At 34.6% G+C, this 19,833-nt stretch carries 14 protein-coding genes and 5 tRNA genes; all 19 read left to right on the top strand.

Going from position 1 to position 19,833, the window contains the following annotated elements:
• Positions 1-171 precede the first annotated feature (171 nt).
• The 19 genes from LBP67_00665 to rpoC all read left to right on the top strand — a co-directional run bounded on the left by LBP67_00665 (position 172) and on the right by rpoC (position 19,824).
• Positions 172-2,640: a DUF5723 family protein gene (locus LBP67_00665; protein MDR2083494.1), complete on the top strand. Its 2,469-nt coding sequence runs from the start codon at positions 172-174 to the stop codon at positions 2,638-2,640.
• Between the two features lie 87 nt (positions 2,641-2,727).
• Complete coding sequence (locus LBP67_00660) at positions 2,728-4,917, top strand: S9 family peptidase (protein MDR2083493.1); 2,190 nt, start codon at positions 2,728-2,730, stop codon at positions 4,915-4,917.
• A 206-nt stretch (positions 4,918-5,123) separates the two neighbouring features.
• Positions 5,124-5,321, top strand: a complete 198-nt coding sequence (gene rpsU, locus LBP67_00655; protein ID MDR2083492.1) for a 30S ribosomal protein S21 — start codon at positions 5,124-5,126, stop codon at positions 5,319-5,321.
• Positions 5,322-5,432: 111 nt separating this feature from the next.
• Positions 5,433-6,344 (top strand): tyrosine-type recombinase/integrase, encoded by a 912-nt coding sequence (locus LBP67_00650; protein MDR2083491.1) that lies wholly within the window; start codon positions 5,433-5,435, stop codon positions 6,342-6,344.
• A gap of 50 nt (positions 6,345-6,394) precedes the next feature.
• Positions 6,395-6,697, top strand: a complete 303-nt coding sequence (locus LBP67_00645) for an HPF/RaiA family ribosome-associated protein (GenBank protein MDR2083490.1) — start codon at positions 6,395-6,397, stop codon at positions 6,695-6,697.
• 108 nt (positions 6,698-6,805) lie between these two features.
• A tRNA-Thr gene (locus LBP67_00640) sits at positions 6,806-6,881 on the top strand.
• 12 nt (positions 6,882-6,893) lie between these two features.
• Positions 6,894-6,975, top strand: a tRNA-Tyr gene (locus tag LBP67_00635).
• Positions 6,976-7,010: 35 nt separating this feature from the next.
• Positions 7,011-7,083 (top strand) — tRNA-Gly (locus LBP67_00630).
• Positions 7,084-7,088: 5 nt separating this feature from the next.
• A tRNA-Thr gene (locus LBP67_00625) sits at positions 7,089-7,160 on the top strand.
• Between the two features lie 58 nt (positions 7,161-7,218).
• The gene (gene tuf, locus LBP67_00620; GenBank protein MDR2083489.1) at positions 7,219-8,406 is read left to right on the top strand and encodes an elongation factor Tu; all 1,188 of its coding nucleotides are present in this window, start codon (positions 7,219-7,221) and stop codon (positions 8,404-8,406) included.
• Positions 8,407-8,487: 81 nt separating this feature from the next.
• Positions 8,488-8,560: transfer RNA gene (locus tag LBP67_00615), tRNA-Trp, on the top strand.
• Positions 8,561-8,576: 16 nt separating this feature from the next.
• On the top strand, positions 8,577-8,777 hold the full coding sequence (secE, locus tag LBP67_00610) for a preprotein translocase subunit SecE (protein ID MDR2083488.1): 201 nt from the start codon (positions 8,577-8,579) through the stop codon (positions 8,775-8,777).
• An 11-nt stretch (positions 8,778-8,788) separates the two neighbouring features.
• Positions 8,789-9,334 (top strand): transcription termination/antitermination protein NusG, encoded by a 546-nt coding sequence (nusG, locus tag LBP67_00605; GenBank protein ID MDR2083487.1) that lies wholly within the window; start codon positions 8,789-8,791, stop codon positions 9,332-9,334.
• A gap of 67 nt (positions 9,335-9,401) precedes the next feature.
• A complete protein-coding gene (rplK, locus tag LBP67_00600; GenBank protein ID MDR2083486.1) occupies positions 9,402-9,845 on the top strand; it encodes a 50S ribosomal protein L11 in 444 nt (147 codons plus the stop codon).
• A gap of 28 nt (positions 9,846-9,873) precedes the next feature.
• Positions 9,874-10,569 (top strand): 50S ribosomal protein L1, encoded by a 696-nt coding sequence (gene rplA / locus LBP67_00595; GenBank protein ID MDR2083485.1) that lies wholly within the window; start codon positions 9,874-9,876, stop codon positions 10,567-10,569.
• Between the two features lie 20 nt (positions 10,570-10,589).
• Entirely contained in the window at positions 10,590-11,111 is a 522-nt protein-coding gene (gene rplJ, locus LBP67_00590) for a 50S ribosomal protein L10 (GenBank protein ID MDR2083484.1), read from the top strand.
• Between the two features lie 50 nt (positions 11,112-11,161).
• Positions 11,162-11,536, top strand: coding sequence for a 50S ribosomal protein L7/L12 (rplL, locus tag LBP67_00585; GenBank protein ID MDR2083483.1), 375 nt, complete (start codon positions 11,162-11,164; stop codon positions 11,534-11,536).
• Positions 11,537-11,662: 126 nt separating this feature from the next.
• Complete coding sequence (gene rpoB, locus LBP67_00580) at positions 11,663-15,469, top strand: DNA-directed RNA polymerase subunit beta (GenBank protein MDR2083482.1); 3,807 nt, start codon at positions 11,663-11,665, stop codon at positions 15,467-15,469.
• 32 nt (positions 15,470-15,501) lie between these two features.
• On the top strand, positions 15,502-19,824 hold the full coding sequence (gene rpoC / locus LBP67_00575; GenBank protein ID MDR2083481.1) for a DNA-directed RNA polymerase subunit beta': 4,323 nt from the start codon (positions 15,502-15,504) through the stop codon (positions 19,822-19,824).
• Positions 19,825-19,833 lie beyond the last annotated feature (9 nt).

Genomic DNA, 19,833 nt, shown 5'->3' with positions numbered 1-19,833 from the left:
ATTAGCAGATTATCAACCGTGATTATATGTGATTGTTATTTTTTTATTTTTTTTTGTAAAAAAAATGAGTTGTTATTTAAATTTTATTAAATTTGCATTGTTTATTATGGTCGTATAATAGCATTATTATATTTTTATGTAATTAATTAAGTATAAAATAAATAAATGATTATGAAACAAACTTTACGAATTACAAAATGTGCATTAATTGTCAGCATATTAATGTTGATTTTTGCACCTGGGGTTAAGGCTCAAAATTTTTCTCAGTATTTTGGTGATAATTATGCAGGCATATCAGGGGTATATAATAATCCAGCATCAATTGCGAATTCGCGTTATGTTGTTGATATTACCTTAGTAGGAATGTCTTCATCTTTTAATCAAAATTATTTTGGCGCACAAAGAAAATTCATGTTTAACCAATTGAATTTTAACGGTAGAAAACGTGATGCATGGAGAAGCCTTTGGCACGAAAGCCCATGGTTATTACCAGTTGATAACGGTGCCGACCAAAAATATTTGATTCGCCCGGAGGAAAGTGATAAAAGCTATTCAGCAGTTTTGCAGAGTGAAATACAAATTTTTAATTTCATGATTGCATGTGGTCCGAAATTTTCATTTGGTATTACCGAAAGAGTAAGAACAATTGCTAATTTCGATAATGCTTCATGGGGAATGATGGAGTCAATGTTTTATCAAGGCCCGCAATCAGACTTAGGAAGAATTGAGAATGGTGAATTCAGATTTGCAGCAGCAACATGGAACGAAATTGGTATTTCTCTTGCGTCACAAATTTGGGATGGTGGTAAACATTATATTAAATTTGGTGCTTCATTCAAAATTTGGCAGGGATTATCTTCTGGCTATCTTGTCTCAGATAATCTTAATTATCAATATGATAATGATGGCAATGTAACTATTGACGGAAATTTTATGTGGGGTGTTTCTGCTGATGTTAATGATGAAATGCAAGCTATTAAAGAAAATCAAGCTAATGGTCTTTACTCTGATGCAGGTGAAAATAATACTCGCTGGTCTGAAAAAACACTTGATTATATGAACGCTGCCACAAACAAATTCTTCACACAACCATTCGAATCAAAATATTGGAAAAATTTGGGATTCGGATTAGATGTTGGTTTAGTATATGAATGGAGACCTGATTTTGATGATTATCTATATGATATGGACGGAAAAACCGGTTTGGTTAGAAAAGACAAAAATAAATATAGAATGAAAATCAGTGTTGCTGTTGTAGACATTAATCTTAACGGTGGAATAAAATTTACTAGAGATTCCAACCTTGCATATAATATGGCTACTTCTAATAACGGTCTATTCTCCACTTCATTATTTAATAATGTACTTACAGGTACTGAAGAAATGAATGCAGTTGCGGAAAATACTTTCGGAAATGAAGCAAACAGCACATTGAACGCTACAGGAAATGATACTATTTATGCAATGAAACTTTCTCCGACAGCTACTTTGTCAATTGATTTTTATTTGGGAGCTAATTTTTATGTTAACTTAGGAGCTTATGTGCCTTTTTCAACATTTACAGGTCATAAAGTAACTGAATTTGAAAATAGTTCTTATAACGTTGTCAATTTACATTCTAATGCTTCTTTCAATTTAACACCGAGATATGAGAGAAAATGGTTTGGATTTGCAATTCCGGTTACATATCAATTAACTAATAAAGCACAAGTTGATGTTGGTCTCGGATTACGCTTAGGTCCTGTTTGGATAGGTTCTAATACAATTATTACAAATTGTTTTACGAAATATTGGGAAGGAATAGACATAAGTGCGGCTGTTAAGATACCAATAATGTATCGTGCTCCTAAAGACAAAGATAATGATGGAGTTTCAGATAGACGTGACGAATGTCCGTATCAACAAGGTACATGGGAAACCAGAGGCTGTCCCGATACAGATGGCGACGGCATAGTTGATAGCGAAGACGAATGCCCATGTGAAGCCGGCTTAGTTGAATTTAACGGTTGTCCTGATAGAGATGGTGACGGTATCATTGATAAATTAGATGAATGCCCGGATGTAGCAGGTTTAGCTAAATTTAACGGTTGCCCAGATACGGATGGCGACGGTATTCCTGATCATCTTGATCTTTGTCCTGAAGAAGCAGGTCTTGAAAAATTCAAAGGTTGTCCGGAATCATATTTCATAATGGATAGAGATGGTGACGGTATTCCTGATGATATAGACGAATGTCCTGATTTGCCAGGTACTATTGAGTTCAATGGTTGTCCAGAAGGTGCACTTAAATACGAAATGTTAGATGGTGTACACTTTGATACTAATAAAGCTACTCTTAAAGACGAAGCTAAGAAATTCTTAGATGAGTATGTAATAGCACTTAGTAAAAATAATAAACCAAGAAATATATATATAATTGGTCATGCTGATGCTACAGGTAATGATAAAATTAATGATCCATTGTCATTACAAAGAGCTAAAAGCGTTAAGAATTATTTAGTTGAAAAAGGTGTTAATGATAGAGTTATTTCACTTGATTATGAAGGTTCTCGTAAACCCGTAGCACCAAATAATACAAAAGACGGTCGTGCTAAAAACCGTAGAGTTGAAATTGAAATATCTTTCATCGACAAACAATAATTTATAAATAAAAAGTTAAAGCCGCAACATTATTGTTGCGGCTTTTTTTTTCTAAAAAAGATCAGATAAATTTTAAATAAATATTATATGAAAAGAAATTCACTTATAATCGTTTTATTATGCCTCCCAATTTTATTGATAGGACAGAAGCAACTTACTCTTGAAGATTTCTTTAAGAATTATACATTCAGACAAAAATCTGTTTATGGGATTAACTCAATGAATGACGGTAAATATTATACTACCTTGGAACAAGAAAAACTTATAGTTAAATATTCTTACGCTACAGGAAAAGTGACGGATACTTTATACAACATAAATAATTCGGATAAAAATACCCTTTCTATTCAATCTTATGAGTTTAGTGGTGATGAAAAGAAAATACTAATTACAACTAATGTGGAATATATTTATAGAAGGTCTTACACTGCAGATTATTATGTAGTTGATTTAACTAATAATACGATAAAACCACTTTCTGAAAATGGAAGACAGCAATTAGGAGCTTTTTCTCCCGATGGTAAAAAAATTGCTTTTGTTAGAGAAAATAATCTTTTTGTTGTTGATAGTGAGACTCTTGTTGAAACACAAATTACTGGCGATGGAAAATTCAATTATATTATTAACGGAGCACCCGACTGGGTTTATGAAGAAGAATTTGGGTTTAATAAGGCTTTTGATTGGTCTCCTGATAGTAAAAATATAGCTTACATGAGATTTGATGAAACAGATGTCAAAATGTTTAATATGACCATGTTTCGTGGTGCAAAACCGGCTTACGAGGAATATGCTCTTTATCCGCATAATTCAACATTTAAATATCCAAAAGCCGGTGAAGATAACTCTTTAGTTGAAGTGTATATTTATAATATTGATGCGAAAAAAACTGTAAAAGCTGATGTCGGAGAAGAAGCCGATCAATATATTCCAAGGATAAAATGGGCAAAGAAAAATATTTTAAGTATTTTCAGAGTGAACAGACTGCAAAATAAATTTGAAATATTATTTACAGACGCTACCACCGGAAAATCAGAAGTGGTTTATACAGAAGAGAACGAATATTATATTGATGAATCTGTTTATGATAATGTTGATTATATTGATGATGAAAACATTATTTTAACCAGTGAATGTAGCGGTTATATGCATATCTATAAATATAATATCAAAACTAAGGTTCTGCAACAAATTACTGCAGGTGAATGGGATGTGGAAGAATATTTGGGCTATGATTCGGCAAATAAAACTATTTATTATACTTCATTCGAAGGCTCACCTATAAAAAATAACTTGTATTCAATAAGAATAGATGGTAAGAAACGTACACGATTAACCAAAGGCGACGGAACTAATATTCCGGTTTTTTCTACAGGATTTAAATACTATATTAATTATTTCTCAAATTCATCTACACCTTATTATATAACGTTGCACGAAGCTACGGGAAAATTGATTAGAGTACTTGAAGATAATAAAGAGTATTTAGCTAAAGTTAATGAATATGAATATAATACTAAAGAGTTTTTCAAATTTACAACTTCAAACGGAGATGAGTTAAATGGATATATGATAAAGCCTATTGATTTTAATGAATATAAACAATATCCTGTTGTTATGACTCAATATAGCGGTCCCAATTCTCGTTCGGTAGTTGATAAATGGTCGTTTGATTGGTATAATTATTTGAGTCAACAAGGGTATTTAATTGTTTGTGTTGACCCCCGTGGTACAGGAGGTAGAGGGGAAGAATTTAAAAAGTGTACATATTTGCAACTTGGCAAATACGAATCTGACGACCAGATTGAAGCTGCAAAATATTTAACCACCTTATCTTATGTTGACGAAGATAATATTTCTATTTGGGGATGGAGTTACGGCGGCTTTATGGTTGCTTTGTGTCTCGAAAAGGGTGATGGAATATTCAAAGCAGGAGTATCAATTGCACCGGTGACAAATTGGAGATATTACGATAATATTTATACAGAAAGATATATGCGTACTCCACAGGAAAATCCAAGCGGATATGATGACAATTCTCCTATAACCAATGCTAAAGATTTGCAAGGAAACTTACTCTTGATTCATGGTACCGCTGATGATAATGTTCATGTTCAAAATGCTGTGGAATTTGCGGAAATGTTAGTCCAGGCGAATAAACATTTCGATTATATGCTTTACACGAACAGAAATCACGGCATTAGAGGAGGAAATACTTCATTGCATTTGTATACTATGGTTACGAATTTTTTGAATGAGAAGTTGAAGAACGGAAGGTAAAAAGTAAATAAAATTTTAGATGCGATATTATTTCAACGATAAGTTTATGAAAAATAAATTTTGTTCTATGTAATGTCTTTGAACTTTTGAAACAAAGTCGTTGAATACAAAAATATTTTTCTAAAAACCATCTGATTCAAAAAATATTTATATCTTTGCATCCCAATTTTAAGTATTAATAATTTAAAACGAAAGAGGTATTAATTATGATTATAGTTCCAGTAAAAGAAGGCGAAAGCATTGACAAAGCCTTAAAGAAGCTGAAAAGAAAGTTTGAAAAAATGGGAGTTGTGAAAGAATTGAGAAGTCGTCAAAAATTCACAAAACCATCCGTTGTAAAACGTGAGCAAAAAATCAAAGCAACTTATGTTCAGCATCTGAGAACTATGCAAGAAAATGCTTAATTAATAAAAATTATATTATTTATAATTTTTATTAAAGACTAAGCGTAAAAAATTTGGATTCCGGTAGATTTTTGATTATCTTTATCGAAAATTTACCGGAATAATTTTTATATGGATAAATTATCGTTTATCAATACTATAGAAAATTTCGTTTCATACTTAAAATATGAAAAAAGGTACTCTGAGCATACAATTATCGCTTATCAAAGAGACATAAATGATTTTCGAATATATATTAATGAATATTATGAGATAGATCATATTGATAAAGTTTCATATAATATGCTCAGATCATGGGTTGTTAGCCTGGTAGAATCAGGTATGATTAAGACCAGTATAAACAGAAAAATATCATGTGTAAAATCTTTTTATCGATTTGCTTATAAAAAGAAATTAATTTCCAATAATCCTGCCGTTGACATTCTAAGTTTAAAAAGAGACAAGAATCTGCCTGAGTTTATATCATTTAAAGAGCTGGAAGATTTGATCAGAAGCGTTGATTGTGATGAAAAAAACTTTGAATCTTTACGCGACAGGATGGTCATAATGATATTAGTGGGAACCGGAGTCAGATGTTCGGAATTAGTTTCTTTGAAAGTCGGGGATATTGACTTAAGTTCGAAATTGATTAAAGTAATGGGAAAGAGAAGTAAAGAAAGGATTTTACCTTTAACCGATATGATTAAGGTTGAGATTGAAGAGTATTTTCAATATAGAGTAGAACGTTTCGGGATGATGAATAATAATGATTATTTTATTTTATCGAATAAGGGTTATAAGCCATATTCCAAATTAATTTATAGAATTGTTAAGAAAGAGTTAAATCGGGTTACTTTTAAAATAAAACGAAGCCCGCATATATTACGACACACTTTTGCAACGTTATTAATAAACAAAGGTGCCGATATAAATACTGTGAAAGAGTTGTTAGGACATTCGTCTTTGGCGGCAACACAGATTTATACTCATAATAATATTGAACAGATGAAAGAGGTATATAAGCATACTCACCCGAGGGCTTAATATCTATAATTCTAATAATATATAAAAGGTATAACCAAAAAATTAAAATTATGATTACGATTAACATTAATGCTGTTGGATTTAAAGCAGACGTAAAATTAGAAGAATTTATTGAGAAAAAAGTTTCTAAGTTGGCGAATTTGTATGATCGAGTACTAGGAGCTGAAGTAATTTTAAAATTAGATGCCAAAGAAAAGATAGAAAATAAGGTCTCGGAAGTCAAGTTTTTAGTTCCGGGTGAGGATATTTTTGCTAAAAAGCAATGTGATACATTTGAAGAAGCGATAGACGGTTGTATAGAAGCTATTAGGAGACAATTAGTTAAACGTAAAGAAAAAGTAACGGGAAAATAAAAATAAAATTTTTTCTAAAAAAATTGCACAATTAAAAAAAATGCTATATCTTTGCAGTCCTTTTTGAGTGAAAAAAGGCACTGTAGAAAATACTGTGTTTGACATGTTGCCGATGTAGCTCAGTTGGTAGAGCAGCTGATTTGTAATCAGCCGGTCGGCGGTTCGAGTCCGTCCATCGGCTCCAATGAGTAAACACGGGAGGATACCAGAGCGGTCAAATGGGGCAGACTGTAAATCTGTTGGCGAAGCCTACGGTGGTTCGAATCCACCTCCTCCCACAAAAGAATGACGGGTTCATTCTTTTTTTTTGATAGCGGGAGTAGCTCATCTGGTAGAGCGACAGCCTTCCAAGCTGTAGGTAGCGGGTTCGATCCCCGTCTCCCGCTCAAAAGCCATTGTAGCTCAGGGGTAGAGCACTTCCTTGGTAAGGAAGAGGTCATGAGTTCAAATCTCATCAATGGCTCGTTAAAAAAAATAAATTAAATTAAAATAATAATCCACAAAACTTAAATATTAATAAAATGGCAAAAGAATCATTTGTTCGTACTAAACCACACGTTAATATTGGTACGATTGGTCACGTTGACCACGGTAAAACGACATTAACAGCAGCAATCACTTTAACACTACAAGATAGTGGTTTAGCTGAATTTAAATCATTTGATACAATTGATGCGGCTCCTGAAGAAAAGGAGAGAGGTATTACTATTAATACTGCTCATGTTGAATATCAAACACAAAATAGACACTATGCACACGTTGACTGTCCTGGTCACGCCGATTACGTTAAAAACATGGTAACTGGTGCGGCTCAAATGGATGGAGCTATCTTAGTTGTGGCGGCTACAGACGGTCCTATGCCACAAACTCGCGAACATATCCTTTTGGCTCGCCAAGTTGGTGTGCCAAAAATAGTTGTTTTCATGAATAAAGTTGACTTAGTTGACGATGAAGAGTTATTAGAATTAGTTGAAATGGAAATCAGAGACTTATTAAGTTTCTATAGTTTCGATGGTGATAATACTCCTGTTATTCAAGGTTCTGCATTAGGTGGCTTGAACAAAGAACCTAAATGGGTTGAAAAAATTCATGAATTATTAGATGCTTGCGATACTTGGATTCCATTACCTCCGAGAGAAATTGACAAACCATTTTTAATGCCTGTTGAAGACGTATTTTCAATTACAGGTCGTGGTACAGTTGCAACTGGAAGAATTGAATCAGGTGTTATCAAAACCGGTGAGCCAGTTGATATCATTGGTCTTGGAGCAGAAAAATTAAAATCTGTTGTTACAGGTGTTGAAATGTTCCGTAAGATATTAGACCGTGGTGAAGCAGGTGATAATGCAGGTTTACTATTGAGAGGTGTAGATAAAGATGAAATCCGTCGCGGTATGGTTATCGGAGCTCCGGGATCAATCAAACCTCATAAAAAATTCAAAGGACAAGTTTATATTCTTAAGAAAGAAGAAGGTGGACGTCATACTCCATTCCATAATAAATATCGTCCTCAATTCTACTTCAGAACTACTGACGTAACCGGAGAAATCACACTTCCTGAAGGAGTTGAAATGGTTATGCCAGGTGACAACCTCACAATAGAAGTAGAGTTAATCAGTGAAATAGCTTTGAACATGAACTTACGTTTTGCTATCCGTGAAGGTGGTAGAACAGTTGGTGCTGGTCAGGTAATTGAAATTTTAGATTAATAATCTATATAAATTAAGTATTGTGGTCAAAGATGTTCCGGGATAATCCGGAATATCTTTCTTCTGCAATATTTTTGGTAAACGGGTGTAGCTCAATTGGTAGAGTAGTGGTCTCCAAAACCATTGGTTGTGAGTTCGAGTCTTACCACCCGTGCAAAAACAAATGAAAAATGGCAAAGAAAAATAAAGTGGTTAGTTATATTGTCGAGTGTTATGATGAATTAAAAAATAAAACATCATGGCCAACTTGGCAAGAATTGCAAAACAGTGCAATAGTTGTTTCCATTGCTTCCCTGATTATTGCTCTTGCAGTATTCTTGATGGATATTTCTTTTGAAAAATTATTAGAACTGTTTTATAACTTAGTTTAATCTTTTTGACAATGAACGACCCTGTAAAAAATTGGTATGTTGTTAGGGCTATCAGCGGAAAAGAGAAAAGAGTAAAACAATATTTGGATAATGATCTTGCTCGCCGCGAAGATTTACGTGATCATATTACTCAGGTGCTTATTCCTACGGAAAAAGTATATCAGGTAAGAAACGGAAAAAAAATTATTAAGGAGAGAAATTATTTTCCCGGATATGTTTTAATTGAAGCTTATCTCGATTCTAGAATCATCGGTTATATTCAGAATATTCCCGATGTTATGGGTTTTCTGGGGACAAAAGATCTACCACAACCATTACGTCCTGCCGAAGTAAATAGACTATTAGGTAAAGTCGACGAGCTCTCTGAGCAAGGAGAAGATATCAATATTCCTTTTATTGTAGGCGAGACGGTAACTGTTACGGATGGGCCATTCAACAGCTTCAGCGGAGTAATCGAAGAAATCAACGAAGAAAAGAAGAAGTTGAAAGTTATGGTAAAAATCTTTGGCAGAAAAACACCGTTGGAATTAGGATTTATGCAAGTATCTAAAGAATAAGTGAGTTTTGGATATTGTTAAATTAAATTCCGACAATATAAATTAAATCAAATAAAAATTATTTAAAATGGCAAAAGAAATTAGTGGCTATATTAAATTACAGATCAAAGGAGGTGCTGCAAATCCTTCACCACCAATTGGACCTGCTTTAGGTGCTCGAGGTGTTAACATTATGGAGTTTTGCAAGCAATTCAACGGTAGAACACAAGATAAAGCCGGTAAGGTATTACCTGTAGTTATTACCGTTTTTAAAGACAAATCCTTTTCTTTTATAGTTAAGACTTCTCCCGTAGCCGTTCAAGTATTGGAAGTTGCAAAGATTAAGAAAGGTTCCGCTGAACCCAACAGAAAAAAAGTTGGTAGTATAACTTGGGATCAAGTAAAAGAAATAGCAACTGACAAAATGCAAGATATGAACTCTTTTACAGTTGAATCTAGCATGAGAATGGTAGCTGGTACTGCTCGTAGTATGGGCGTAACAATAAAAGGGGAAAACCCGTTTGCCAAATAATAAAGTCGAATTTTAAAAAACAACAAGAATGGCTAAATTATCAAAGAAACAGCAAGAAGCTCTTTCGAAATTTGATCAACAAAAGGCATATTCTTTAAGTGAAGCTTTTGACGTAGTAAAAAATATTACTTATACTAAGTTTGATGCTTCCGTTGATGTTGATGTAAGATTGGGTGTTGACCCTCGTAAAGCTAACCAAATGGTTAGAGGTACTGTTACATTACCTCACGGAACAGGAAAAGTTAAAAGAGTATTGGTTTTATGTACTCCCGAAAAAGAGGATGAAGCAAGAGCAGCAGGTGCTGACTATGTTGGACTTGATGAATACATCCAAAAAATTAAAGAAGGTTGGACTGATGTTGATGTAGTAATTACCATGCCGAGCGTGATGCCTAAAATTGGCCCTTTAGGCCGTATATTAGGTCCTCGCGGATTGATGCCGAATCCTAAAACAGGAACGGTAACAATGGATGTCGGCAAGGCTGTAGATGAAGTTAAAGCCGGTAAAATCGACTTTAAAGTTGACAAATACGGTATTATTCATACGGCAATAGGTAAGGTATCTTTCGATAGAGAAAAACTTATTGACAATGCTCGTGAGGTTTTAACCACGATAATAAAATTAAAACCTACAGCTGCTAAAGGAACATATATGAAAAGCGTTTATGTTTCCAGCACTATGAGTCCCGGTGTAAAAATAGATATTAAAAGTATAACAATGTAGTATTAAAAATTTAGTGAGAAATGAAAAAAGAAAATAAAAGTGCTTTTATCGCTGAACTCACCGAAATGCTCAATACTAACAGTGTTATCTATTTAGCAGATATCGGTGAACTTAATGCATCTGATACTAGTAACTTACGTCGTATTTGTTTTCAACAAGAAGTACAACTTATGGTTGTAAAAAATGCCTTGTTGAGAAAAGCGATGGAACAATCAACAGTTGACTTCGGAGAATTGACAACAGTACTCAAAGGTCATACTGCTCTTATGTTTGCTAGTACAAGTAATCTTCCAGCAAAACTTATCCGCGAAGTAAGAAGAAACTTAAATAAACCTATTCTTAAGGGTGCTTATGTTCAGGAGAGTATTTATATTGGAGATGAAAATCTTAAAGTATTAAGTGATATTAAATCTAAAAACGAACTTATTGGGGATATTATATTCTTACTTCAATCTCCGGCTCGAAATGTTATTTCAGCATTACAATCCGGCGGACATAAGATTAGCGGTATCCTTGAAACTCTTTCCAATAAACCGGAATAAAAAAATATCTTAATTAAATTATCAAAAAATCAAACTAAAAAATAAATAAAATGGCAGACTTAAAAGCATTTGCAGAACAGTTAGTAAATTTAACCGTAAAAGAGGTTAATGAACTTGCAGAGATTCTTAAAAATGAGTACGGTATTGAACCTGCAGCAGCAGTAGCAGTAGCAGCACCAGCAGCCGGTGAAGGCGCAGCAGCAGTAGTTGAAAAAACAGAATTTGATGTTATTCTTAAAAGCGCTGGAGATAAAAAACTTGATGTAGTTAAATTAGTAAAAGAACTCACAGGTTTAGGACTTAAAGAAGCTAAAGCTCTTGTTGATTCCGCTCCTACAGCAATAAAAGAAGGCATTCCTAAAGATGAAGCAGAAAACTTGAGAGCATCTTTAACTGAAGCCGGCGCTGAAATTGAAGTTAAATAAACTTTATACATCTACATAAGAAATAGACGTTGCAAAACCGTATGGGATTGCTATGCGTCTATTTCTTGTTTTATCTGTTCTTTACTTCATTTATATTATTTATTATAACTTAATTCTATTAAAAAATTGGATACCAAAAAATCAACTAGAATTAATTTTGGTAAAACCAAAATTAAAGCTGAATATCCCGACTTCCTTGATATTCAGCTAAAATCATTTCAGGATTTCTTTCAACTGAATTGCAATCCGGAAAACCGACAAAATGAAGGACTTTATAAGGTTTTTGCAGAAAATTTTCCAATTAATGACGCCAGAAACAATTTTGTTTTGGAATTTATCGACTACTACGTTGATCCCCCAAGATACTCTATTGAAGAATGTTTTGAAAGAGGATTAACTTATAGTGTTCCTTTAAAGGCAAAATTGAAACTTTACTGCACAGACCCCGAACACGAAGATTTTGAAACTATTGTTCAAGATGTTTATCTCGGAATGATTCCGTATATGACTCCACGCGGTACGTTTTGTATCAATGGAGCAGAGCGTATTGTTGTTTCGCAGCTTTACCGTTCACCCGGCGTATTCTTCGGAACACACAACCACGTTAATGGCACACAACTTTATTCGGCGAGAATTATACCGTTCAAAGGTTCTTGGATGGAATTCACAACCGATATCAATAACGTAATGTATGCGTATATTGATAGAAAAAAGAAATTACCCGTAACAACTTTGCTTAGAGCAATTGGTTACGAAACCGATAAAGATATTCTTGAAATCTTTGACCTCGCTGAAGAAGTAAAAGTTTCAAGAGCCGGATTGAAACGTGTTCTTGGTAGAAAATTAGCAGCCCGTGTTGTTAGACCTTGGGTGCAAGACTTTGTTGACGAAGATTCCGGAGAAGTCGTTTCTATCGAACGTACCGATGTTATCATCGAGCGTGAGACGGTTTTACAAAATGAACATATCGACTTAATTCTTGATGCCGGAGTAAAAACAATACTTCTGCATAAAGACCAACCTGATGCTATTGATTACTCAATAATCTTTAATACTTTGCAAAAAGATACGGCTAATTCCGAAAAAGAAGCTATTGAGTTTATATATAGACAATTACGTAATGCTGAGCCTCCTGACGAAGAAACAGCCCGTAGCGTAATTGAAAAACTTTTCTTTTCAGATAAAAGATACGACCTCGGTGAAGTAGGTAGATATAAAATCAATAAAAAATTAGAATTAGATATCCCAATGGATATTAGAATTCTTACCAAAAAAGATATTATATCAATTATCAAATATTTAATTGAACTTATTAACTCTAAAGCTGATGTTGATGATATTGATCACTTGAGTAATCGTCGTATCAGAACTGTTGGAGAACAATTATTCAACCAATTTGCTGTAGGTTTGTTAAGAATGACACGCACTATTAAAGAACGTATGAATGTTCGCGATAATGAAGTGTTCACTCCTTCGGAACTTATAAATGCGAAAACTTTATCGTCTGTAATTAACTCATTCTTTGGGACTAATCAATTGTCTCAATTTATGGATCAAACAAATCCGTTATCTGAACTTACTCACAAAAGAAGAATCTCGGCTTTAGGTCCGGGCGGTCTTACCCGCGAGCATGCGGGCTTCGAAGTGCGTGACGTTCACTATACTCACTATGGTCGTCTTTGTACTATTGAAACTCCCGAAGGTCCGAATATCGGATTGATTTCTTCTCTTTGTGTTTATGCTCGTATTAATAGATTAGGATTTATTGAAACACCCTACCTTCCTGTTGTTGACGGTAGAGTTTGTATTGAACAAGATATTAAATACATGAGTGTTGAAGAAGAAGAAGAAAAAATCATAGCGCAAGCACAAACCAAAATCGATAATAAAGGTAATATTCTTGAAAATAGAATTAAAGCCCGTCATCAAGCTGATTATCCTATTGTTTCAAAAGAGCAGGTAGACTTGATTGACGTTGCTCCAAATCAAATTGCCTCTATAGCAGCTTCATTAATTCCTTTTCTTGAACATGATGATGCTAACCGTGCTTTGATGGGATCGAACATGATGCGTCAAGCGGTTCCTTTATTGAATCCTGAATCGCCCATTGTAGGTACAGGTATAGAAAAAGCCGTTGCAACAGATTCAAGAGTACTGTTTAGTGCTGAAGGAAGCGGTGTAGTTACTTATGTCGATGCTAAATCTATTACTATTGAATATGATCGTAACGAAACAGAAAATCTGATTTCTTTCAATAGTCCTATTAAATCATATAATCTCACTAAATTCCAACGTACAAATCAAAGTACTTCAATAAACTTGCGCCCGATTGTTAAGAAAGGCGAGAAAGTTGTTAAAGGACAGGCACTTTGCGAAGGTTATGCTACTCAACAAGGTGAACTTGCTTTGGGAAGGAATCTTAAAGTTGCATTCATGCCTTGGAAAGGTTATAATTTTGAGGATGCTATAGTTATTTCGGAGAAAGTATTGAAAGAAGATATTTTCACGTCAGTACATATTGAAGAATTTACTCTTGAAGTTCGTGATACCAAAAGAGGTATTGAGGAATTAACTAATGATATTCCTAATGTTAGTGCAGAAGCTATTAAAGATCTTGATGAAAACGGTCTTATCAGAATAGGTGCTGAAATTGTTGAAGGTGATATATTAATAGGTAAGATTACTCCTAAGGGAGAAAGCGATCCTACTCCTGAAGAAAAACTGTTAAGAGCCATATTCGGTGATAAAGCAGGTGATGTTAAAGATGCATCTCTTAAGGCACCACCTTCTATGAAAGGCGTAGTAATAGATAAGAAACTTTTCTCTAAAGCTATTAAAAATCGTAAAACACGTACTAAAGAAAAAGAAATTCTTGATACTTTAGACGTTGGTTTTAATAAAGAGGTAAAAGCACTTCATAATGTAATGGTTGATAAAATGTCGACAATTGTTAACGGAAAAACATCGCAAGGCATTTACAATCATTATAAAGAAGAAATAATTCCAAGAAAAACCAAGTTCAATTTGAAAAACTTGTCGTCTGTTGATTATACTAATGTTAATCCTAACAGATGGACGAGCGATGAAAATAAAAATGAACTTGTTAAAGAATTAATAAATAATTACAATCAGAAATATAAAGAAATTCTCGGTAGATATAACCGTGAGAAATTTGTTGCTTCTGTTGGAGATGAATTACCAAGCGATATAGTTCAACTTGCTAAAGTTTATGTTGCTAAGAAACGTAAATTGAGAGTAGGTGATAAAATGGCTGGACGTCACGGTAATAAAGGTATTGTTTCTAAAATTGTTAGAGAAGAAGATATGCCGTTTTTGGAAGATGGAACACCGGTTGATATTGTTCTTAATCCTTTGGGTGTGCCTTCTCGTATGAATTTGGGACAGATTTATGAAACTGTTCTCGGTTGGGCAGGCCATGAGTTAGGATTAAAATTTGCTACTCCTATTTTTGACGGTGCTTCTTTGGATGAAGTAAATACATTAATGAAGGAAGCGAATTTGCCGGAAAACGGAAAAGTATATTTGTATGACGGCGGAACAGGTGAACGGTTTGACCAGCCCGCTACTGTCGGTTATATTTATATGATTAAGCTTCATCATATGGTTGATGATAAGATGCATGCCCGTTCAATTGGTCCTTACTCAATGATTACACAACAACCTCTCGGCGGTAAAGCTCAATTCGGAGGACAACGTTTTGGAGAAATGGAAGTTTGGGCTTTAGAAGCTTTCGGAGCATCTAATATTCTTCAGGAAATTCTTACTGTTAAATCCGACGACGTACAAGGCAGGGCAAAGGCTTATGAAGCTATTGTAAAAGGTGATGTAATGCCGAAACCGGGATTACCGGAATCTTTTAACGTCCTTGTTCATGAACTGAGATGTCTAGGATTAGATATATCATTTGATTAATAAATATAGAATCACTTAAAACAACATTATAAATGGCTTACAAAAGTGAAACACAACTTGTTAATGATTTCAAATCAATAACCATAAGTTTAGCATCACCCGAATCTATACTCGAACGTTCTTACGGCGAAGTGCTTAAACCGGAAACAATTAATTACAGAACATATAAACCCGAACAAGACGGTTTATTCTGTGAGAGGATTTTCGGTCCGGTTAAAGATTGGGAATGTCATTGTGGAAAATATAAAAGAATAAGATATAAAGGTATTGTATGTGACCGTTGCGGTGTTGAAGTTGCTGAAAAGAAAGTTCGCCGCGATAGAATGGGACATATCCAACTCGAAGTCCCGGTAGCACATATTTGGTATTTTCGTTCAATACCTAATAAAATAGGGGCATTACTCGGATTACAAACTAAAAAATTAGACAGCATAATTTATTATGAAAAATATGTTGTAATTAATCCGGGTGTTGTTGCTAATGAAGATGTAAACGGCAGTAAATTTATGGATTTTCTGACAGAAGAAGAATATTATAATATAGTAAAAAATCTTCCTGCAGAAAATCAATACCTTGAAGATGAAAATCCGGATAAATTCGTAGCAAAAATGGGTGCGGAAGCAATCTATGATCTTCTCCGCATGCTTGACTTGGATAAAGAGTCTTACAGACTTCGCCATGCTGCAAATACTGAAACTTCACAACAAAGAAAAGCTGAGGCACTGAAACGTCTTCATGTTTTTGAAGCCTTCAGAGAAGCTAATTCCAAGAAAGTTAATAGACCGGAATGGATGATAATTAAAGTTGTGCCTGTTATTCCTCCGGAACTTCGCCCGTTAGTACCTTTGGATGGCGGTAGATTTGCTACTTCCGACTTGAATGATTTGTACAGAAGAGTTATTATTCGTAATAATCGTCTTAAAAGATTAGTTGAAATTAAAGCTCCTGATGTAATTATGCGTAATGAGAAACGTATGTTACAAGAAGCTGTAGATTCTCTATTAGATAATTCAAGAAAATCTTCAACTGTTCGTACTGAAGCAAATAACGCTCTTAAATCTTTAAGCGACAGCTTGAAAGGTAAACAAGGACGTTTCCGTCAAAACCTTCTCGGTAAACGTGTCGACTATTCCGGTCGTTCGGTTATCGTTGTCGGTCCTGAACTTAAATTAAGTGAATGCGGATTACCAAAAGAAATGGCATCCGAATTATATAAACCATTCATCATAAGAAAACTTATTGAAAGAGGTATTGTAAAAACTGTAAAATCAGCTAAAAAAATTGTTGATAGAAAAGAACCGGTTGTTTGGGATATCCTTGAAAATATTCTTAAAGGTCATCCTGTTCTACTAAACCGTGCACCTACTTTGCACCGTTTGGGGATTCAGGCATTTCAACCGAAACTTATTGAAGGTAAGGCAATTCAATTGCACCCGCTTGCATGTACCGCATTCAATGCCGATTTTGACGGAGATCAGATGGCGGTTCACGTGCCATTGGGTAATGCTGCAATTTTAGAAGCTCAACTTCTTATGTTAGCGTCTCACAATATTCTTAATCCGGCAAATGGTGCTCCTATTACTGTACCGTCGCAAGATATGGTTCTCGGATTGTATTATATGACTAAAGAAAAACTTAGTACATCTGAGGAAAAAGTTTTGGGAGAAAATCATGTTTTCTATTCTCCGGAAGAAGTTATTATCGCTTATAATGAAAAAAGAGTCGCTCTTCATGCACGTATTCAGGTAAGAATCAAAAATTTCGAAACCAAGAAAGAAGAGCGTATAACAACTACTGTCGGACGAGTATTGTTCAATCAGGTTGTACCTGAAAATTATCCTTTTATCAATGCTCTTTTAACTAAAAAGCATTTAAGAGATATCATCGGTGAAATTTTGAAGAAAACCGGAACATCAAGAACAGCTCAATTCTTAGATGATATTAAACATCTTGGTTATAAAATGGCTTTCGAAGGAGGTTTGTCTTTCAATCTCAGTGATGTTATTATTCCTGCAAGTAAAGCAGTAATTATTGCTAAAGCTAATGAAGAAGTTGATAATATTTGGGATGAGTATAATAATGGTTGGATTACCAATAATGAAAGATATAATAAAGTTATTGATGTTTGGGGTAATGTAACTACCAAAATTACTGATGATTTGGTTAAAACTATTTCTTCTGATAGACAAGGTTTTAATCCTGTATGGATGATGATTGAATCCGGTGCTCGTGGATCTAAAGATCAGATTCGTCAGCTTTCCGGATTGAGAGGTCTTATGCAGAAACCACAAAAATCTACAGCATCAGGAGGTGAAATTATTGAAAATCCGATTTTATCCAACTTTAAAGAAGGTTTGTCGGTTCTTGAATACTTTATCTCTACTCACGGTGCGCGTAAGGGTCTTGCCGATACCGCTTTGAAAACAGCTGATGCCGGTTACCTTACCCGTCGTTTGGTTGATGTTGCTCAAGATGCAATTATTGCGGAAGACGATTGCGGTACTTTGCGCGGACTGACTATCACTGCTCTTAAGAAAAATGAAAATATTATAGAGAGACTTTCCGATAGAATAATAGGTAGAGTTACCTTGCACGATGTTTATCATCCTCATTCGGGAGAAATTATTATTAAGGCAGGTCAAGAAATTAATGATGAAGCTGCATTGCAAATTGAGGAATCCGGTATTGAAGGTGTCGAAATCCGTTCGGTACTAACATGCGAATCTAAACGTGGTGTTTGTGCGAAATGTTACGGACGTAACTTATCAACTTCAAAAATGGTTCAAATTGGTGAAGCTGTCGGCGTTATTGCTGCACAATCCATCGGTGAACCCGGTACTCAGCTTACTCTGCGTACTTTCCACGTTGGGGGTACCGCAAGTAATATAGGTAGCGAGTCATCAATTATTGCCAAATACGACGGTCTTTTAGAAATAGAAGAATTAAGATACGTTCCTTACGAAGCAAAAGATAAAAGCAAATATGATGTCGTTATCGGCCGTTCAGCCGAAATGAAAATCGTTAATCAAAATACCGGTATAGTTCTAACATCTGCTTATATTCCTTACGGTTCTAAACTCTATGTAAAATCGGGACAAACTATTAAAAAAGGCGATTTAATTTGTGAATGGGATGCTTATAATGCAAGCATTATCTCCGACGTTGCCGGTAAGGTTAGTTTCGAATCTGTAATCGAAGGTGTTACATATCGTTCCGAAACCGACGAACAAACAGGATTTACCGATAGAGTTATTATCGAAAGTAAACAAAAACTAAAAGCTCCGATTATTAACATTTTAAGTCCTGACGGTTCCTTAATTAAAAGTTTCGATTTACCGGTTGGCGCTCGTATTACCGTTGAAGATAATACTAAAATTAAAGCCGGTGATATTCTTGTTAAGATTCCGAGAGTTTTGGGTAAATCAGGTGATATCACCGGAGGTCTTCCTCGAGTAACCGAATTATTTGAAGCAAGAAATCCATCGGAACCTGCAGTTGTTTCGGAAATTGACGGTATTGTTACATTCTCTAAAAAACCGAAACGCGGTAATAGAGAGGTAATTATCACATCAAAAACAGGTGAAGTTAAAAAATATTTGATTCCTACAACTAAACAAATTCTTGCTCAGGAAAACGATTATGTAAAAGCCGGTACACCTTTATCCGAAGGCGCTATGACTCCTGCAGATATTCTGGCTATTAAAGGTCCGATGAAAGTGCAAGAGTATATAGTTAATGAAATTCAGGAAGTTTATCGTTTGCAAAGTGTAAAAATTAATGATAAACATTTTGAAGTTATTGTAAGACAAATGATGCGTAAGGTTGAAGTTGAGGATCCGGGCGATACAAAATTCTTAGAAGGTGACTTGATAAATCGTATTGATTTCAATGAAGAAAACGATTGGATTTACGGAAAACAAGTTATTGAAGACGCCGGCGATTCAGAAAAATATAAAGTCGGTCAGATTATCAGCGCACGTGATTTCAGAGAAGAAAATTCTTTATTGAAACGCCGAGATAAAAAAGCAATGCAATCGCGTATTGCCAAACCTGCAACCGCAAAACAAATATTACAAGGTATTACCAGAGCATCGCTTCAAACAAACAGTTGGATTTCTGCGGCTTCTTTCCAAGAAACTACAAAAGTATTAACGGATGCATCTATTAGGGCAAAAAGCGATTACTTGTTAGGTTTGAAAGAAAATGTTATTGTAGGTGGTAAAATACCTGCCGGAACAGGTTTGCGCAGATATAGCAAACTCATTGTTACATCTAAAGATACTCTGTCTGAACTTGAAAAAGCTTATGATAGTGAGGTTAGCGATAATAGAAATGAAATAACAATTTCACAATAAAAATATTTT

Source organism: Bacteroidales bacterium, from assembly GCA_031276035.1.
GTDB lineage: Bacteria > Bacteroidota > Bacteroidia > Bacteroidales > BM520 > RGIG7150.
Note: the sequence above shows the minus strand (reverse complement) of the source record. Positions and strands in the feature narration are given on the sequence as shown.

Bases quoted from the DNA above. Each gene is read 5' to 3' on its own strand.
- rplL (MDR2083483.1), top strand. From the start codon at position 11,162: ATGGCAGACTTAAAAGCATTTGCAGAACAGTTAGTAAATTTAACCGTA.
- rplJ (MDR2083484.1), top strand. From the start codon at position 10,590: ATGAAAAAAGAAAATAAAAGTGCTTTTATCGCTGAACTCACCGAAATG.
- LBP67_00645 (MDR2083490.1), top strand. From the start codon at position 6,395: ATGATTACGATTAACATTAATGCTGTTGGATTTAAAGCAGACGTAAAA.
- rplA (MDR2083485.1), top strand. From the start codon at position 9,874: ATGGCTAAATTATCAAAGAAACAGCAAGAAGCTCTTTCGAAATTTGAT.
- nusG (MDR2083487.1), top strand. From the start codon at position 8,789: ATGAACGACCCTGTAAAAAATTGGTATGTTGTTAGGGCTATCAGCGGA.
- LBP67_00660 (MDR2083493.1), top strand. From the start codon at position 2,728: ATGAAAAGAAATTCACTTATAATCGTTTTATTATGCCTCCCAATTTTA.
- rpsU (MDR2083492.1), top strand. From the start codon at position 5,124: ATGATTATAGTTCCAGTAAAAGAAGGCGAAAGCATTGACAAAGCCTTA.
- secE (MDR2083488.1), top strand. From the start codon at position 8,577: ATGGCAAAGAAAAATAAAGTGGTTAGTTATATTGTCGAGTGTTATGAT.
- tuf (MDR2083489.1), top strand. From the start codon at position 7,219: ATGGCAAAAGAATCATTTGTTCGTACTAAACCACACGTTAATATTGGT.
- rplK (MDR2083486.1), top strand. From the start codon at position 9,402: ATGGCAAAAGAAATTAGTGGCTATATTAAATTACAGATCAAAGGAGGT.
- LBP67_00650 (MDR2083491.1), top strand. From the start codon at position 5,433: ATGGATAAATTATCGTTTATCAATACTATAGAAAATTTCGTTTCATAC.
- rpoC (MDR2083481.1), top strand. From the start codon at position 15,502: ATGGCTTACAAAAGTGAAACACAACTTGTTAATGATTTCAAATCAATA.
- LBP67_00665 (MDR2083494.1), top strand. From the start codon at position 172: ATGAAACAAACTTTACGAATTACAAAATGTGCATTAATTGTCAGCATA.